The 17,136-nt window shown below is 42.9% G+C and carries 12 protein-coding genes; 2 read left to right on the top strand and 10 right to left on the bottom strand.

All coding sequences use genetic code 11. The annotated features are described in order from the left end of the window. Positions 1 to 106: 106 nt before the first annotated feature. From AC27KT_RS06675 to guaB, 4 genes are all read right to left on the bottom strand, one after another. Positions 107 to 859: a sulfotransferase family protein gene (locus AC27KT_RS06675; RefSeq protein ID WP_487128479.1), complete on the bottom strand. Its 753-nt coding sequence runs from the start codon at positions 857 to 859 to the stop codon at positions 107 to 109. A 278-nt stretch (positions 860 to 1,137) separates the two neighbouring features. Continuing rightward, on the bottom strand, positions 1,138 to 3,117 hold the full coding sequence (locus AC27KT_RS06670; protein ID WP_487128477.1) for an acyltransferase family protein: 1,980 nt from the start codon (positions 3,115 to 3,117) through the stop codon (positions 1,138 to 1,140). 478 nt (positions 3,118 to 3,595) lie between these two features. Continuing rightward, positions 3,596 to 5,173, bottom strand: coding sequence for a glutamine-hydrolyzing GMP synthase (gene guaA, locus AC27KT_RS06665; RefSeq protein ID WP_487128475.1), 1,578 nt, complete (start codon positions 5,171 to 5,173; stop codon positions 3,596 to 3,598). Between the two features lie 70 nt (positions 5,174 to 5,243). After that, positions 5,244 to 6,713 carry an IMP dehydrogenase gene (guaB, locus tag AC27KT_RS06660; RefSeq protein ID WP_487128473.1) on the bottom strand — a complete coding sequence of 490 codons (1,470 nt, stop codon included), beginning with the start codon at positions 6,711 to 6,713 and terminating at the stop codon, positions 5,244 to 5,246. 100 nt (positions 6,714 to 6,813) lie between these two features. Here guaB and xseA point away from each other — a divergent pair, with 100 nt between their 5' ends. Beyond that, positions 6,814 to 8,166: an exodeoxyribonuclease VII large subunit gene (gene xseA / locus AC27KT_RS06655; protein ID WP_487128471.1), complete on the top strand. Its 1,353-nt coding sequence runs from the start codon at positions 6,814 to 6,816 to the stop codon at positions 8,164 to 8,166. A gap of 100 nt (positions 8,167 to 8,266) precedes the next feature. Further along, a complete protein-coding gene (locus AC27KT_RS06650; RefSeq protein WP_487128469.1) occupies positions 8,267 to 9,349 on the top strand; it encodes a hypothetical protein in 1,083 nt (360 codons plus the stop codon). A 580-nt stretch (positions 9,350 to 9,929) separates the two neighbouring features. On the opposite strand, the gene der is transcribed toward AC27KT_RS06650, so the two are convergent. From der to AC27KT_RS06620, 6 genes are all read right to left on the bottom strand, one after another. After that, positions 9,930 to 11,375, bottom strand: a complete 1,446-nt coding sequence (gene der, locus AC27KT_RS06645; protein ID WP_039218126.1) for a ribosome biogenesis GTPase Der — start codon at positions 11,373 to 11,375, stop codon at positions 9,930 to 9,932. Positions 11,376 to 11,666: 291 nt separating this feature from the next. Continuing rightward, positions 11,667 to 12,926, bottom strand: a complete 1,260-nt coding sequence (bamB, locus tag AC27KT_RS06640; RefSeq protein ID WP_487128467.1) for an outer membrane protein assembly factor BamB — start codon at positions 12,924 to 12,926, stop codon at positions 11,667 to 11,669. Between the two features lie 44 nt (positions 12,927 to 12,970). Beyond that, positions 12,971 to 13,591, bottom strand: a complete 621-nt coding sequence (locus AC27KT_RS06635) for a YfgM family protein (RefSeq protein ID WP_039218128.1) — start codon at positions 13,589 to 13,591, stop codon at positions 12,971 to 12,973. 12 nt (positions 13,592 to 13,603) lie between these two features. Next, positions 13,604 to 14,887, bottom strand: coding sequence for a histidine--tRNA ligase (hisS, locus tag AC27KT_RS06630; protein WP_487128465.1), 1,284 nt, complete (start codon positions 14,885 to 14,887; stop codon positions 13,604 to 13,606). Between the two features lie 82 nt (positions 14,888 to 14,969). Then, the gene (ispG, locus tag AC27KT_RS06625; RefSeq protein WP_394221145.1) at positions 14,970 to 16,088 is read right to left on the bottom strand and encodes a flavodoxin-dependent (E)-4-hydroxy-3-methylbut-2-enyl-diphosphate synthase; all 1,119 of its coding nucleotides are present in this window, start codon (positions 16,086 to 16,088) and stop codon (positions 14,970 to 14,972) included. 8 nt (positions 16,089 to 16,096) lie between these two features. Continuing rightward, on the bottom strand, positions 16,097 to 17,134 hold the full coding sequence (locus AC27KT_RS06620) for a RodZ domain-containing protein (RefSeq protein WP_487128463.1): 1,038 nt from the start codon (positions 17,132 to 17,134) through the stop codon (positions 16,097 to 16,099). Positions 17,135 to 17,136: the final 2 nt, after the last annotated feature.

Here is a 17,136-nt window from a genome sequence, read left to right as displayed (position 1 = left end):
GCTATGCAATTGGACTAAATAAGTTTCCCAGAATAGAGTCGCAATATTTACATCATAATTATCAGTCCAAAATAAAGTTTAAAGCAAATACGACCAAAAACGTAAATTAACGATTTGCTAGTATTGATAAACTACGATAGTGCTGAAGTGCTATTTCAAGCAATTTTTCGTCAAGTTCAATGGTTTGACTATTATTAGTCTCAATGATTTTACCTGAAGCTATGCTAGATGACGGATCGCCGTGCCCTGCCTTGCCTGTCTTATTAAACAAGTGATAGTTTTCACTAAGTTCAGAATCTAAATTTAACCAATCGCTAAGCTCCTTTAGAGTGTGAGCCGTGTCTTTTACGATTTTGTCTGATTCTACAATATGTACTTTTGAGTACTTTTTAGAAATATCTATTAAATAAGAAATACGCCTAATATAGTATTGAAGCATTTTATCTGTATTTGAATATTCTGGTTTATTAGTTGCCTCTCCCATTTTAATCAAACTTTTTATCGTAGCCTTTGGCTCCCTGAACAAAACTAATATATGAACTTTCGGGTTACTAACAATTTTGTTAGAAATGACGTAACTATTATGGAGCACCTTGTCTAAATAGTATTTACTTTCATTAATGTCGTTCAAATCTTTGTATAATTCTAAGTGCATTTTGATTAGTGACTTGGGGGTGGGATAATCATAGTGTAGCTCACCATATCCACAAATTTCTGGATGACTTCCCAAAAGATGGGATAGTAACGAAGAGCGACTTCTCATGTGACTAAGAACAAAAAGATAGTTTTTTTTACTTCTAAATAGTGAAGGATGGCGGAGCGCCATATTAACCTTCTCAAACTTTGTAGCAAAAGACATAAAATTCCCGCTCGAAAGGTGACATCAATTTATTTTTAGTGTTAGCACGCCCCACGAGAAAAATCAACAACAATATCTGCATGAGATAGAAGCTATAGTTTTTCATAAATAAGGAAAATAGGTAAGAAAAATAAGTATAAAAAAGATACTCAGAGCTTGATTTAAGATTTAGCTCACGATGATAACTTCATTACTTAAAAACTTAACAGCCATTTATTCTGAATGGAAAACTTCAGAAATTCTTTACAATAGCAATTAGAGTTTAAACAACACGAAATCTAATAATATGAATTTTCTTTACTCTTTTTATTTTTTTCATTTGGTTTAACAAACCAATTTAACTCATCAATTCTTGTTGCAAAGAAGCGAGCACCAGCGATAGAGTTATGCCCATAATCATAGTAATATTTTTCTAAATCTTTAGAAACAGCAAAACAGACTTCACTTTTTATTTCGCACTGATATTCCATTCTATCTAGAATTTTAATTTCCGGATGATTTCTTGCTAAAGCTATCAACCTTTGATTAATATCATGAACATTGCCATTAAAGTCATGCCGGCTCGCATACTTCTTTTCAGTATATGCAATGAAGTATTGCTGATTGATTATGTCTGCTAGGTCACTGGGAGATACCAAATTTAACAGCTTGTCATCGACACTGTGTTTGTATGCCACATATTCAGCCATTGTCCATTTTCTAGTTCTATACTCGGGAAACTCAAAGGTATTTAGTATAATAACCAATCGCTTATTATCTTCTATAAATAGAGAAATGACTTTCTCAAACTCTTCTATGTCGGCAAGGTCGTACCTCGAAGCAAAAACCACTGTATCGGCAAATTTGTAGTTCGGTAATCGACGAATTTTACTTATATTGTGTGGTACTTCACTTATTTGAATGCCATACCTTGAAAATTGGAAATCCTCACCATTCGTCTTCGAGAACGTTAAAGTATTGTAGATATCTTTTGAATGAGAATTCCCTAGTATCAGAACCTTCTCCATATTTTTATCTAGATCATACCAGAGGGAATGCTCATTTTTTTCTTTCAATTTGATCCATGACTCTAGCCTCAATTTCTCGTTACCAATTGAATTTTTTGATAATTTAAAAAACATAGCTTCATTAAACTGCCCTGGATTAACTACATTAGCAAACCAACTTCCTAAATTTCCTATTAGAAAAAATAACAACAGTGTAAAGAATGATAACTTAAAGATTCGAGCACGAGTAAAATGTCTTTTGTTTCTAAATGGGGACTCTATAAATTTCCAGCTTATAAATGCTATAAGCAAAGAACTTAACACCATAATCCATTTGAGATTTAAGTCGAGTTCTTCAATCGAATTTACTCTAACAAAAGCAAAAATTGGCTGATGCCATAGGTAAGCTGAATAACTGAGCAGTCCTATTGATACCAATAGACTATTACTGAGAATCTTGTTAACTAGAGTGTTATTTCTGCCAAATAATATTACTAAAAAAGTGCCAATAACTGGGGCTAAAGTATAAGCGCTAGGAAACGGCGTATATTCATCAAACAAAAAAATTCCTGACACTATGAAAGACAAGCCTACCATAGACAAGATATCATTCGCCTTCGGATCTACTGACTTCATCAAAATTGCAGCAAACGCTCCTACGAATAACTCCCAAATTCGTGATGGTAGTAAAAAAAAGTTCGCGCTAGGCTTTGAAACTACAAGATACTCGCAAAGGATAAAACTAATCATCGAAATTAAAAAGAGCCATGTATACAAACCTCCCCTGCTTCGCCTGTAAAGTAGTAGTAACAAAATAGGAAAAAACAGATAAAATTGCTCTTCTACCGCCAAACTCCAAGTATGCAGTAACGGTTTTTCTTCCGAGGCAGCTTGAAAGTAGCCACTCTCTAACCAAAAAAGAATATTAGAGCCGAATAAACTTACAGCGGTAACACTTTGTGAATAGTCTTGAAATTGTGAGGTGTTCAAGTACATCCAGGAAAACGGCATTGTAACAAATACGACTACTGCTAAAGCAGGTAGGATTCTCCGCGCTCTTCGCTCATAAAAACTTATAAGGCTAAATTTATTGTTATTTATTTCATTGAGGAGAATTGAAGTTATTAAGAAGCCGCTAATGACAAAGAAAACATCAACACCAATGTACCCTCCAGAGAAGTGTTCAAAACCAGCATGAAAAAAAATTACTGGTAGAACAGCCAAAGCTCTAAGCCCGTCAATTTCAGGTCTATAAGTCAACGTGCTGGACAACGTCCTATTCCTATTTTAAAGATTTTATTCGTTATCTCGATACACTATGTTATTGAGATAATTCTTTACAAATAACCTTGCTAATTGTTAGTAGAATGGGAGAAGAAAAACCTTAATATCGCAAGGGCCTAACATTAAGTAAACGCAATCAAAAGTTTTTATTTATGTGCAGTATTACCTACCGTAAGTTTTATATCATCAGCATAAAAAATTTAGTGCGTGCCTTAGATAGTTTTGGGTTACGCTGGCGCTTTATAATATATATTTTTTTGAAACAACGTACCCTTTCTAAACAATAGTTTCAATTCTTTAGTTATAACTTCTCCTATTATCAAAATAAGATCGAGCTTCTTAAAAGAGCTGCTTTTATAAACGTTGTAACTACTAATACAAACTTACCATCTGCCGCCCAGCAATTTTCATTCGCATGGTTATTCCTGAGCTTTGGAATAACCATGCTTAAGGGCTATATAAGTATCTATTCCCACTCAATCGTAGCAGGCGGCTTACCAGAAATATCGTAAACCACGCGGCTAATGCCATCGATTTCATTGATAATGCGATTCGACACTTTACCTAGGAAGTCGTATGGCAAATGTGCCCAGTGAGCCGTCATGAAGTCGATAGTCTCTACTGCGCGAAGACTTACCACCCAGTCGTATTTACGCGCATCACCCATTACGCCTACTGAGCGCACTGGAAGAAATACGGTAAACGCTTGGCTTACTTTTTGGTATAAATCAGCTGTATATAGCTCTTCAATGAAGATAGCGTCAGCACGACGTAGTAAGTCGCAATATTCTTTCTTAATTTCACCAAGTACACGAACACCCAGACCCGGTCCAGGGAACGGGTGACGGTAAAGCATGTCGTACGGTAAACCTAGCTCAAGGCCGATTTTGCGTACTTCGTCTTTAAAGAGTTCACGCAGTGGCTCAACAAGACCTAGCTCCATATCTTCTGGAAGACCACCCACGTTGTGGTGCGATTTGATTACGTGCGCTTTACCCGTTGCAGAACCCGCTGATTCAATAACGTCTGGGTAAATAGTACCTTGCGCTAACCACTTCGCGTTTTCACGCTTACCCGCTTCTTCGTCAAATACACGAACGAACTCATTACCAATAGCTTTACGTTTAAGTTCAGGATCTTCAATGCCTTTTAGGCGATCAAGAAAACGCTCTTCAGCGTCTACGCGGATAATGTTAAGGCCGAAATGGTCACCAAACATTTCCATTACCTGATCAGCTTCATTTAAGCGAAGCAGGCCATTGTCTACAAACACACAGGTAAGTTTTTCACCTATCGCGCGGTGAAGCAGCATGGCTGTTACTGAAGAATCTACGCCGCCTGAAAGGCCAAGAATAACTTCTTCATCACCCACTTTCTCTTTTATACGCTCAATGGCATCGTCAATAATTGCGCCAGCTGTCCACAGCTTTTCACACTTACAGATGTCCATCACAAAGTGAGTTAATAAACGCATGCCTTGGCGAGTGTGAGTCACTTCAGGGTGGAACTGCACGCCATAGAATTGCTTCTCTTCGTTATACATTGCAGCATGTGGGCATGAAGCGGTTTGCGCGATGGTTTCAAAACCTTCGGGAATAGCTGCCACTTTATCGCCGTGGCTCATCCATACGTCAAGCAGCGCCGCGCCGTTATCACCTATGGCATCTTCAATTTTATCCAGCAGCGGGCTTGGCTTAATCACTTCTACTTGCGCATAACCAAATTCACGCTTGTCAGAACCCAATACGCCACCACCTAGCTGTTGTGCCATGGTTTGCATGCCATAGCACACGCCTAGCACTGGCACGCCAGCTTCAAATACGTACTCGGGCGCGCGTGGCGAGCCCTCTTCAGTTACTGACTCTGGGCCACCTGACAGAATAATCCCTTGAGGATTAAATTCGCGGATTTGCTCTTCAGTCACATCCCAAGCCCAAAGCTCACAGTAAACGCCAATTTCTCGAACACGACGTGCTATCAACTGCGTGTATTGCGAGCCAAAATCCAAAATAAGTATGCGTTGGTCGTGGATATTTGTGGTCATGTTTTATTTTTACCCGTTAAATAAAAGAACAAAGGCTGGTGTAGTACCAGCCTCGCAGTCGTCGGTCGCCTTAACCTAAACGGTAGTTTGGCGCTTCTTTGGTAATGCTTACATCGTGAACGTGGCTCTCGCCCATTCCGGCTGAAGTTACGCGCACAAATTGTGCCTTGGTATTGAGCTCTTCAATCGTTGCGCAGCCCGTTAAGCCCATAGCTGAGCGCAAGCCACCCATTTGCTGATGGATAATATTAGCAATTGGACCTTTGTACGCTACGCGACCTTCAATACCTTCCGGTACGAGTTTTTCAGCGTTATCAGAATCTTGGAAGTAACGGTCTGACGAACCGTGGCTTTGATCCATAGCGCCTAGTGAACCCATACCGCGATATGACTTGTAATAACGGCCTTGGAAAAGTTCTACTTCCCCTGGCGCTTCTTCAGTACCTGCTAACATGCTGCCAACCATTACGCAGCTTGCGCCAGCGGCCAACGCTTTAGCAATGTCACCCGAAAAACGAATACCGCCGTCAGCGATTACTGGAATGTCAGTATCTTTAAGCGCTTCTACTGCATCTGATACCGCAGTAATTTGAGGCACACCGCAACCGGTTACGATACGGGTAGTACAAATTGAACCAGGACCAATACCCACTTTAACAGCATCTACGCCGGCATCGGCAAGTGCTTTCGCGCCATCGCCCGTTGCAACGTTACCCGCAATAATTTGTACATCAGGATAGTCAGCTCGTACCTTCTTAACTCGGTCTATAACGCCTTGTGAATGACCGTGAGAAGTGTCAATTAGTAAAACATCTACACCTGCATCAACCAATAATGCGATGCGCTCATCAGTGCCTGCACCTACGCTAACTGCCGCCCCTACGCGAAGACGACCTAGCGAGTCTTTACACGCATTAGGCTTATTTTCTGCTTTTTGGAAGTCTTTAACGGTGATAAGGCCTGTAAGCTTGAACGCATCGTCAACAACAAGAATTTTTTCAATGCGATGTTCGTGCATTAAATCTAATACAACGTCAGAACTTGCGCCTTCTTTTACGGTAACCAGATCATCCTTACCGGTCATCACGTTGCTAATAGGGAGGTTTAAGCGTTTTTCAAAGCGAAGGTCACGGCCGGTCACAATACCAATTAGGTTATTGTCTTTGTCAGTTACCGGGAAGCCAGAGTAGCCTAAGCGCTTAGAAAGCGCGATAACTTCACCAATGGTCGCGCTCTCTTCTACCGTTACTGGGTCAGATACCACACCACTTTCGTATTTCTTAACTTCACGTACGTGTTTAGCTTGCTCTTCAGGCTTCATGTTTTTATGAATGAAACCAATACCACCCTCTTGAGCTAACGCAATAGCTAGACGGGCTTCAGAAACCGTGTCCATGGCAGCAGAAACCATTGGAATATTTAACGTTACGCCACGCGTAAGGCGTGTTTGTAAGTTGGCTGTGTGAGGGAGGACGGTCGAGTGGCCGGGAACCAGCAACACATCGTCGAACGTCAGGGCTTCTTGGATGATACGTAGCATGCAACAACACCTATTCAGTTGAGGGTTAATTGCGGCGCAATTGTAGTGTTTTTTAGTTTTCAGGTAAACTCTAAATGTATTAAACCCAGTGATTTTTTTTATGTTTACAAATTCGCCATCTACCTCTCGACAAATTTTAACAGTTACCAAGCTAAATCGCTTAGCCAGAACCGTATTGGAAGGCGAGATTGGCCTTATTTGGCTATCGGCTGAAATATCGAACTTTGTGGCAGCCGCATCAGGGCATTGGTATTTCACGCTGAAAGACAACAAAGCCCAAGTCCGCGCAGCCATGTTCAAGGGGTCAAACCGCAATGTTCGCATTCGCCCTAAAGAAGGCGACAAAATTTTAGTGCGCGCATCAGTAGGGCTTTACGAGGCTCGCGGTGACTATCAACTCGTCGTTGAACATATGGAAAGCGATGGCGAAGGTGCACTTAAGCAAGCGTTCGAAGCCTTAAAGTTCAAACTCAACAATGAAGGCTTGTTTGATACTGCTAACAAACGTGCGCTACCTGAACGCATTAATCGCATCGGCGTAATAACCTCATCAAGCGGTGCAGCACTTCACGACGTATTGAGCGTACTAAAGCGCAGGAGCCCACAAACTGAAGTCATCGTGTATCCATCAATGGTCCAAGGTGAAACCGCACCTTTACAGTTAATTAATGCGTTAAGAACGGCTAACCGCCGCGCAGAAGTGGATGTGCTGTTACTTACGCGAGGCGGAGGTTCATTAGAAGACTTGTGGTGTTTTAATGATGAAAGCTTGGCAATAGAAGTCGCTGCAAGTGCTTTGCCTATAGTTAGCGCCGTAGGCCATGAGGTAGACTTCACCATTAGTGACTTCGTCGCTGATGTTCGCGCCCCCACCCCATCTGCAGCTGCAGAAGTCTTAAGTCAGGATTCGACCGCGCTTTATCAAACCTTGAGTCAGCAAAAACAACGCTTGGCAAGAGCAATGCAGCAGCATATTCAAACCAGCAAGCAGCAGCTCACTTTAAAGAAACAACGTTTAAATGCATTACATCCACAAAGCCGTATTCAGTCTCAGTGGCAAACCTTAGACAGACTGCAGCTTCGTTTAACGCATAAAATGCAAAGTGATTTAGCAAAAGCAGAAAAGCAACTGCATACGTTAGCGTCTAGATTAAGCCATCAATCGCCATCGGCAAATGTGGCGCGTTCAAAAGACAAATTGAATTATGCGAGAACTAAGCTCTTATCAAGCATGAATACACTTATTGGAAGCAAAAAAAATGAACTTGGCGGTAAGGTCAGCCTCTTACAATCTGTAAGTCCTCTTTCAACGCTCGCCCGTGGTTACAGCATTACTTTGTCCGACAAAACAGCTATTAATAGCGTGAATAAAGTAAATGTAGGTGATGAGATAAAATCTCGGGTGACTGACGGTGAAATAACCAGTACAGTGACAAACATTCATCGCCAGTAATTAGCCATTAGTATTATATATGCCCGTTCAAGCAAAAAATTTATTCTTTTACCGTTTGCAGCTGCGGGCTGGTGCGTTTTTGTATAATGTCATTCGCACCGTGGCAAAGTCCGGACCGGTGTTTCTTTTTCTTTGTTCCAGCTCCGCAGGTTTTTCTAACGACGTTTGGGCGTCTTCAGTCAGTCAAGGTGTTTCAGTTTTTTCCACCTACCCGAGCGATAGTTTGCTTAAAGCCTGCAATGAACAAAAAGCATCGAATGAACTTGCTCTCGCTCACAAAGGGTTGGCTAATTTATGCTTAGAAGATGCTATTTCTCCGGAAAGTTTTATTAAAGAACTCAGCGAGTCTGGTGAATTTAACAATCTTTTGCCGTATGGCGAAGGCAATGACTACGAACTACTTATTGCTAACGTTGGCTCAACGCCGGGTGAGCATCAGCAACATACAAAGCAGTTTGCGGAATTTACGCTACAATGGCGAGGCATTGAGATTGATTCGTCGGCTTATGATGTAGATGCAGAAATTAGTAGTGTCAAAAGCCCAGAATTACACACAGAAGAAAAAGAAGCACAGGCGTTGGTTTCTCGTTGGCTTGAGCATGTAAAACAGACAAAAATATTTACCAGTCAGTTTTTATTTAGTGCGCTTGAAGCAAGTGACTATAACATTGCACTTCAGGTCCCAGATCGAGTTGGTGACTTTGTTAAGTTAGACACTCAGCTCTTTTCAGACCCATTTAGCGGTGCAATCACCCGCTACAACCACTCAGATTTTGAAGATGCTTTAGTTGATGTCACTGTTTACCCATTTTTAGCTCAGCTCTCTATGGATGAAAGCGAGCTTTTACCAAAGCAGCTAGAGAGCGATTTACAAAAGGCTTCAGTTACTGCAAAAGTGCAACAATTAACTTTATCTCAAGTTAGCCCTGCATCACCTTACTCTGTGAACGAAAAACTTTCTGGATGGAGATTAGGCTTAAGCGCAGCTTCAGAAACGTCCCCTACAATCTATGCAACAACCTATGTATTCAGACAACAAGATAAGGTTATAAAAATATCTACCACCTTTCCACCTGAGTTTTCTGACACTATCGTCAATCAATTAATCGTTAACGTCGAAGTACCACAAGAGTCTGAAATGATGAAGAAAGTGCGCATGTTACTATTAGAAGGTCAGCGCTAAGCTTTCTGCACCTTACGTCGTTTAACCAACGATAAGTTCAATTTGAACCTTTTCTCTATATCACTGCTAAGAATATACACCTTTTGCTTGTCTTGTGGCTTATACCTATCGAACCAATTGTACATTTGGTTTTTTTGTAATGGTGAAGCGTTATTAAACAATTTTTCTACTGACAAGGTAACTCCAAAATGCTGCTTGTAGTTTGCTAAACCCTCAGCGTTTGCAAAGAAAGTTCCAAGAGTTGAATTTAGATAATCCGCGATTTTTAAACGGGTAGCAGGCAGTGTTGAGAGGCAATGTGTTTGTACGAACCCGCTGCGCAGGGCAAAAACTACAACTTACGTGTAATTATGACCCAGCTGGTTTTACTTTAGAAAACAGTAAATTGATAGGTGAAGCAACCGTTAAACAAGATCGCATAGCTAAGATTTAAACTGATAATGGAGAGTAGCGTCAGAATAGAGTCGAGGCTTTGCCTCTTGACCTGTAGAGAGCGTTAATTTGGTCTTAATAAAAAGGATATGACGCTATTTCGGTTGAATTGGAAATAGCGTCGATAGTACTTTCGAAAGTTTAGCGCCTACTTTTTATCTTTGTAGTAAGACATCATACGGCGGCGCTTGCGCTGCTGCGCTAAGGTTAAATTAGCCTTTTTACCTTCAAACGGGTTGTTGCCTTCTCTGAACTCTATTTTGATAGGCGTACCCATAATTTCTAGTGCTTTTCTGAAATAATTCATCAAGAAACGTTTGTACGAGCTTGGTAAGTCATCCACTTGATTACCGTGAATAACGATAACCGGTGGGTTATAACCACCTGCGTGGGCATATTTCATTTTCACTCGACGACCGCGTACAAGTGGCGGCTGATGGTCATCCTGCGCCATTTCCATAATTTGTGTAAGCAGAGCAGTATTAATACGCTTAGTCGCACTCATATACGCTTCTTGCACAGACTCAAATAGATTGCCCACACCAGAGCCATGAAGCGCGGATATAAAGTGAATTCTTGCGAAATCTATAAAGCCTAGACGGCGGTCCATCTCTCGCTTGATATCATCCTTAACATCTGTGCTCAACCCATCCCATTTGTTTACGGCCACGACCAAAGAGCGCCCTGAATTGAGGACAAACCCGAGTAAACTCAAATCTTGATCGGTAATACCTTCTCTGGCATCAATAACCAATAGCACTACATTAGCTTCTTCAATGGCCTGAAGGGTTTTAACAATAGAAAACTTCTCTACCGCTTCACTGATCTTTCTGCGTTTTCTTACACCCGCGGTATCAATCAGGATATATTCTCGCTCATCCCTTTCCATTGGAATGTACACGCTGTCTCGGGTGGTGCCAGGCATGTCGAATACCACTACGCGCTCTTCACCAAGAATGCGGTTCGTGAGTGTCGACTTACCTACGTTGGGTTTACCTACGATAGCAAGTTTGATAGGCAACGCTTGTAGGCGCTGACGCTGCGTTTCAGCATCCTCTTCTTCCTCGGGTTCCTCGTCGACAATCTCCATGTCAGGAAAGTCAGTTTCGAGTGGTTTTAGGGCATCTTGTAGCAACTGACTAACGCCGCGACCATGGGCCGCTGCAATTTGCTTTATTTCACCTAAACCTAACGAGTAAAATTCTGCGCTTTCGCTATCGCCATCAATGCCGTCAACCTTGTTCGCAACCACAAATACCTTTTTGTTTATGCGTCTTAAGTGATCAGCAATGCCCTGATCAGCCGGCAACATACCTGCTCTAGCGTCAACCAAGAACAAAACGACATCAGCCTCTTCTATCGCCAACAAAGACTGTTGCGCCATTTCAGCATCAATCCCCTCTTCATCACCTGTAATACCGCCGGTATCAACAACAATAAACTGGCGCTTTTCGAACTTCGCTTGGCCGTATTTACGGTCGCGAGTTAACCCTGGGTAGTCTGCAACTAGTGCATCTCGGGTATTGGTAAGGCGATTAAACAAGGTTGATTTGCCAACATTAGGGCGGCCAACCAAAGCAACAACGGGTAACATTTATCAGATCCTAGGGGTCATGAAAGCGAAAAAAGCACAAGCCACATACACCATGTACTACAAATTACGTCTGGAAAATTCTTTCTCTAACGATAGGTGATTAGTTATGAGGCTCTTGAGAATAGGCGCATTATACCTTGTTCACTACCTAATACCAATGAGTTCAGTTCGACGAAAAATGAACATATTTCGTTGCGATATTATGCCCAACGATAAGTGAAACAAGTTATAAAAAAGGCGTTACAAATTCTACTTGTAACGCCTTTTGGAAATTGAAATGTCGTTATACAACTAATTCGGTATACGTACTGACACTATTTCGCCATTTCTAGTCACTGCAATGACATTACCGTCAACGTTAACTGGTGCTGCAAAAATGGCATCATCTTCATCATCACCACCTACGTCTAACCGAGCGACGACTTTTCCAGATTCTTGCTCAATCCAGTGTAAAAAGCCCCAATTATCGCCCACAACAATGTACTCTCCCACCGGAGTAGCAGCTGTTAGCGAACGTTTTTTAAGTAAGCCTTGAGACCACAATTCTACGCCGTTACGTCTATCAAGGGCATATATGTTTGAATTGTTGTCTACGACAAAAATTTTGTTTCCATCAATATTCAGATTGCGAAACGATGCGTATTCACGTTTCCAAATAACGCGACCTGAACGAAGCTCTACTGCTGCCAAGGTTCCATTATATGAGACTGTATAAATCGTACCGCCATAAAGCACTGGCGTAGTATCGATATCAACAATACGCTCTAGCTCTGTTGCACCAGAAGGCGTTGCAATTACTGTTTCCCATGCAAGTACGCCGGTTTCGATAAGGTTTACTTGAATCTTACCTGTCGGGGTACCCACTATAGCGCCACCATTAGACGCAATTGGGCCAGAGATGCCGCGTAGTGTTAGCGGGGGCGTGTCACCCTCGTGTCGCCACATTTGCTCTCCGGTACGGGTATTGAAACCAAACAAGCTGCCTGCACCAGTATTAACAACAAGAATACCTTCATCTGCAGCCGGCGCGGCTAAAATTTCTCCAGGTACCGTCGCTTCCCACACAAGCTCGCCGGTTTCGGCGTCCATTGCAGCAACGTATCCGTTTTCTGTACCAATAAATACGTGTCTATCTGCGACAGAAATACCGCCAATACGCGCGGTTTCACCACTACGCCAAAGTTTAGTTACCGAACTTAACATGCCTTCTGAACGAAACTGTGCGAAATCTTTTTCCCACAATAATTTTCCTGTTTCCGGCTCCATCGCAACAACCACACCGTGGCGGTCGGCGGCGAAAAGCTTATTGTAGGCATACACAGGACGAAGGCGAGAGAAGTAGCGGTCAACGCCATCACCAATGTCACGGTCCCACACCATTTCAGGCGTAAACTTAGCCTCAATAGGCTTTAAACGACGAATTTCCAATTCCTCGTCATCTGCAAACCAGTCTGAAATAGTAGAGCAGCCAGACATTGTGATAGACACTGCGAGTGCTATACCTATCGTGCGAGCGAATCGACCTTTACGGCCACACGTGTTGTGAAACAAATTGCGTACCTCTTTATTATTTATACCAGCCCAAAGGCCATCGCTTACTGCGCAGCAGATACCGAAAGGTTATCTAGCTTCATTTGTAAAAGCGGATTATTGGCATTTTTTTCTAACGCATTTGAATAAGCTAAGCGAGCATCGTCAAACTTGCCTTGTTTTTGATACACATCGCCTTTTAATTCAGAAACTTCTGCTGAAAATGCGTCATTTGTTACATTGCTAAGCGTAGACAACGCCGCGTCCAGCTGGTTCATTTCAATTTGAACACGCGATAAACGAAGTGAGGCAAGCACTTTCAATTCATCATTTTCGGCAAAGGTTACAACGCTATTTAGGTGAGAAGCTGCAGCGTCTAAATCACCGGCATCTACCGCTTGCTTAGCCGCAAGAAGACTCGCAATGCTTGCATAGCCGCTGTCTTTGTTCTCTTCTATGAAGGCCTTAACCTTTGCTTCACTATCTTCTGTACCAAATGTTTCAACGGCATTTTGATACGCTACCGATGCTGCTTCTTTATTTTCAATTTGCGCTTCTGAATACGCTCTCCAGCCCCAAAGGCCACCTAGACCAAGCGCCGCACCCACAATAATTGCAGTACCGTGCTCTTTCCAAAAACGTTTAATCGCTTCTACTTGTTGTTCTTCTGTTGCGAACTGTTCCATGATGTCCTCTTTTTATTTTGCGCTCAGCAACTCTGCAACCTTATCAGATAAGGTATCGAAGCTGACTGTAACTTGTTCTTGACCATCGCGTAGTGGCTTAACACCTACTTCGCGAGACTGCATTTCGTCATTACCTAAAAGCAGCGCTAAACGTGCACCTGTTTTATCTGCACGCTTTAGTTGTTTTTTGAAGTTGCCGCCGCCACAGTGCATCATTATGCGTGTATTAGGAAGCGTATTTCGAAGATGTTCTGCTACTTCAATGGCGTAAGATTGTGCCTCTTCGCCCATCGCCGTTACGTAAACATCTGCGAAGCTCGAGTCCTGACCTTCTTCGGTTAACGTGGTTAGCAACAGTACCAAACGTTCAATGCCCATAGCAAAACCAACCGCAGGCGTTGCTTTGCCACCCAGCTGCTCTACCAAGCCATCGTAACGGCCTCCAGCACACACTGTACCTTGGGCTCCCAGGCTATCTGTCACCCACTCAAACACGGTACGGTTGTAGTAATCTAATCCGCGCACTAGTCGAGGATTTATTTCAAACTCAATACCTGCTTGCGTTAAGCGCGAACACAAGGTTTCAAAGTGTACTTTGGATTCTTCATCAAGATGATCGATTAGCGCTGGCGCATCGGCAATAGCAGCTTGAACATCAGAGTTCTTTGAATCGAGTACGCGAAGTGGATTCGTTTCAAGTCGACGCAGGGAATCTTCATCGAGCTGGTCTGCACGCTGTTTTAAGAATTCAACCAGCGTATCGCGATATGCAGCGCGAGCTTCGTTTGAACCTAAGGTATTTATTTGAAGTTTTACGTGCTGCTCAATACCAAAAGCTTTCCAAAAACGTGCACTAAGAAGAATAACTTCTAAGTCGATGTCAGGGCCGTCCATACCGTAGGTCTCTACACCGAACTGATGGAACTGGCGATAACGCCCTTTTTGTGGACGTTCATGACGGAACATTGGCCCCATGTACCACAGGCGTTGCTGCTGGTTGTACAATAAGCCGTGTTCGTTTCCTGCGCGCACGCAACTTGCCGTACCTTCTGGACGCAGCGTTAAGCTGTCGCCATTTCTATCTTCGAAGGTATACATTTCTTTTTCAACGATATCGGTAACTTCACCGATAGAGCGCTTGAACAAGTCGGTGCTTTCAACGATGGGAGTACGTATTTCTTGGTAACCATAACTCGCCACAACCTGACGAAGTACAGATTCTACCTTCTGCCATGTACCGGAAATCTCCGGTAGGCAGTCATTCATGCCTCGAATTGCCTGAATAGTCTTAGCCACGTGAAATTCTCATACTGCTAAATAGTGAAAAGCCCCGCATTATAGGGGCTTTGGGAGTAAACAACAATGAACAAAAAATGTCTCAGTCTTTAACTGATACCTGAATTTTATTTTGTTCACTCATGCGAGAGGCCTTGGCGCGGATCCTGGCCTCCAACTTGTCGACCAAATCGTCATTAGGAAGTCGCTCTTTAACCCGTTTGCCGTCTTCGTATAGGCCACTCATGTTGCGTGCGCCAGTTAGGCCTAAATCAGACACTTCTGCTTCGCCGGGGCCATTAACCACACACCCGATAATAGACACATCCATTGGCGTAAGGATATCTTCTAAACGCTGTTCTAATGCGTTAACCGTACCAATAACGTCAAACTCTTGTCGAGAGCAACTTGGGCAAGCGATAAAATTTATACCACGCGAGCGAATGCGCAGTGACTTCAAGATATCAAAGCCTACTTTAATTTCTTCTACTGGATCGGCCGCTAGTGAAACACGAAGCGTATCGCCTATACCTTCAGCCAGAAGCATACCTAGACCCACTGCACTTTTGACAGCACCAGCACGTTGGCCACCTGCTTCAGTAATACCTAAGTGAAGCGGCTGGTCTATTTTTTGTGCCAATAAACGATAGGCGCCAACAGCTAAGAAAACATCTGACGCTTTAACGCTGACTTTGAATTGATCAAAGTTAAGCTTGTCGAGGATATCCACATGACGCATTGCGGATTCAACCAGCGCTTCTGGCGTGGGCTCACCGTACTTCTCTTGTAAGTCTTTTTCTAACGAGCCACCGTTCACACCAATGCGGATAGGAATATTTTTATCTTTTGCACAATCGACCACAGAGCGCACACGCTCCATATTACCTATGTTACCTGGGTTAATGCGCAGACAATCTACGCCGTATTCAGCAACCTTAAGTGCGATACGGTAGTCAAAGTGAATGTCTGCAACGAGTGGCACACTCACCTGCTTTTTAATTTCTTTGAATGCTTCAGCCGCTTCCATCGTGGGCACAGATACTCGAACGATCTCGCCACCCACTGCAACAATACGGTTTATTTGATCGACGGTCGCTGCCACATCAGTGGTCCGCGTATTCGTCATAGATTGAACAGCAATGGGAGCGCCATCACCAATGGGGACGTTACCTACATTAATACGCGTAGACTTTCTGCGTTTAATAGGACTTTCTGCAAACATCTAATTACCTATAAAGGAAGTGCGAAGCGAGCTGTTTTACCGTTTTGGTATGAAGAAATATCAACAGACTCGCCGTTAACTGATATGCGCACATTATCCGGTGCACCGAGCGTAACTTCAACAGGAGGAACGCCTTGAATTTCCATAACTCGTCCTTTTAGCTTTACCCCATAGGCAATAGCTTCTCCAGACGCGTCTTTTATATTCACCCAACAGTCATCGTCGAAAGTGAAAACCATAGTAATTGGCGCTGTATCAGACTGACTATTCACATTAAGATTGGGTTGGGGTTCGTTACTACTCGCAGAATTAACCAGAGCGGTTAGGTTATTGCTATCATTTACCTCTGTATCGGGTGCTGAGATTGCTCCATCATTCAAGCTACCGTCTTGGTTAAAACCGCTATCTTGGTCGCTGAACGCACCGCTGCTTTCTGAGCTTGTACTATCGCTCACGCCCGTGTCTAGCTGATTGTTTCCAGCCGTATCACCCTGCGACGACGAGGCGTCAGTAGTAACATTGTCGGTATATGTGCCCGCCGATGGGACAGGCGTATTAGCGGCCTCTCTCTTGACGGCTTCATTTAATGGCGGGTCAGAAACAGCATCGTCACTTGGCTGTTGGTACCACCACACCACTACACCAGCAATGATGAGAAGTAAGATTACGTAGGTGACCATCATCCAACGGTCATCGTGTGTCTGTTTTGCGACACGTTTTGAAAAGCTCTGTAATTTCTCGGAAGATGGTACAGATGTTTGATTGTGGAAGCGTTCGAATGCCTCAATAACTTCTTGAGAATTCATGCCTAATTGCTTGGCATAATTTCTCACGTATCCTTTTGTAAAAGTCACCGAAGACTTTTCATCAATGACATCATTTTCTAAATCATTGATTTGTTTAGCTTTCAAAAATAATTTATCAGCAATATCTTGTTGAGACAAACCTAGCGTTTCACGGCGCGCTTTTAGCATTGCCCCTGGACTTGGCGTGTTTTCTTGTTGTTGCGAAGTAACTTCTTGATTCGCTTTTTCTTCCGACACCATTA

The sequence above is a fragment of the Alteromonas sp. 5NW40-0090 genome (genome assembly GCF_057552975.1).
The sequence above is the reverse complement of the archived record's forward strand: the minus strand, read 5'-3'. Positions and strand labels throughout refer to the sequence as shown.

Excerpts from the sequence above, each read along its gene's own strand:
- AC27KT_RS06675 (WP_487128479.1), bottom strand. The coding sequence starts at position 859 with ATGTCTTTTGCTACAAAGTTTGAGAAGGTTAATATGGCGCTCCGCCAT.
- guaA (WP_487128475.1), bottom strand. The coding sequence starts at position 5,173 with ATGACCACAAATATCCACGACCAACGCATACTTATTTTGGATTTTGGC.
- guaB (WP_487128473.1), bottom strand. The coding sequence starts at position 6,713 with ATGCTACGTATCATCCAAGAAGCCCTGACGTTCGACGATGTGTTGCTG.
- xseA (WP_487128471.1), top strand. The coding sequence starts at position 6,814 with ATGTTTACAAATTCGCCATCTACCTCTCGACAAATTTTAACAGTTACC.
- der (WP_039218126.1), bottom strand. The coding sequence starts at position 11,375 with ATGTTACCCGTTGTTGCTTTGGTTGGCCGCCCTAATGTTGGCAAATCA.
- AC27KT_RS06635 (WP_039218128.1), bottom strand. The coding sequence starts at position 13,591 with ATGGAACAGTTCGCAACAGAAGAACAACAAGTAGAAGCGATTAAACGT.
- ispG (WP_394221145.1), bottom strand. The coding sequence starts at position 16,088 with ATGTTTGCAGAAAGTCCTATTAAACGCAGAAAGTCTACGCGTATTAAT.
- AC27KT_RS06620 (WP_487128463.1), bottom strand. The coding sequence starts at position 17,134 with ATGGTGTCGGAAGAAAAAGCGAATCAAGAAGTTACTTCGCAACAACAA.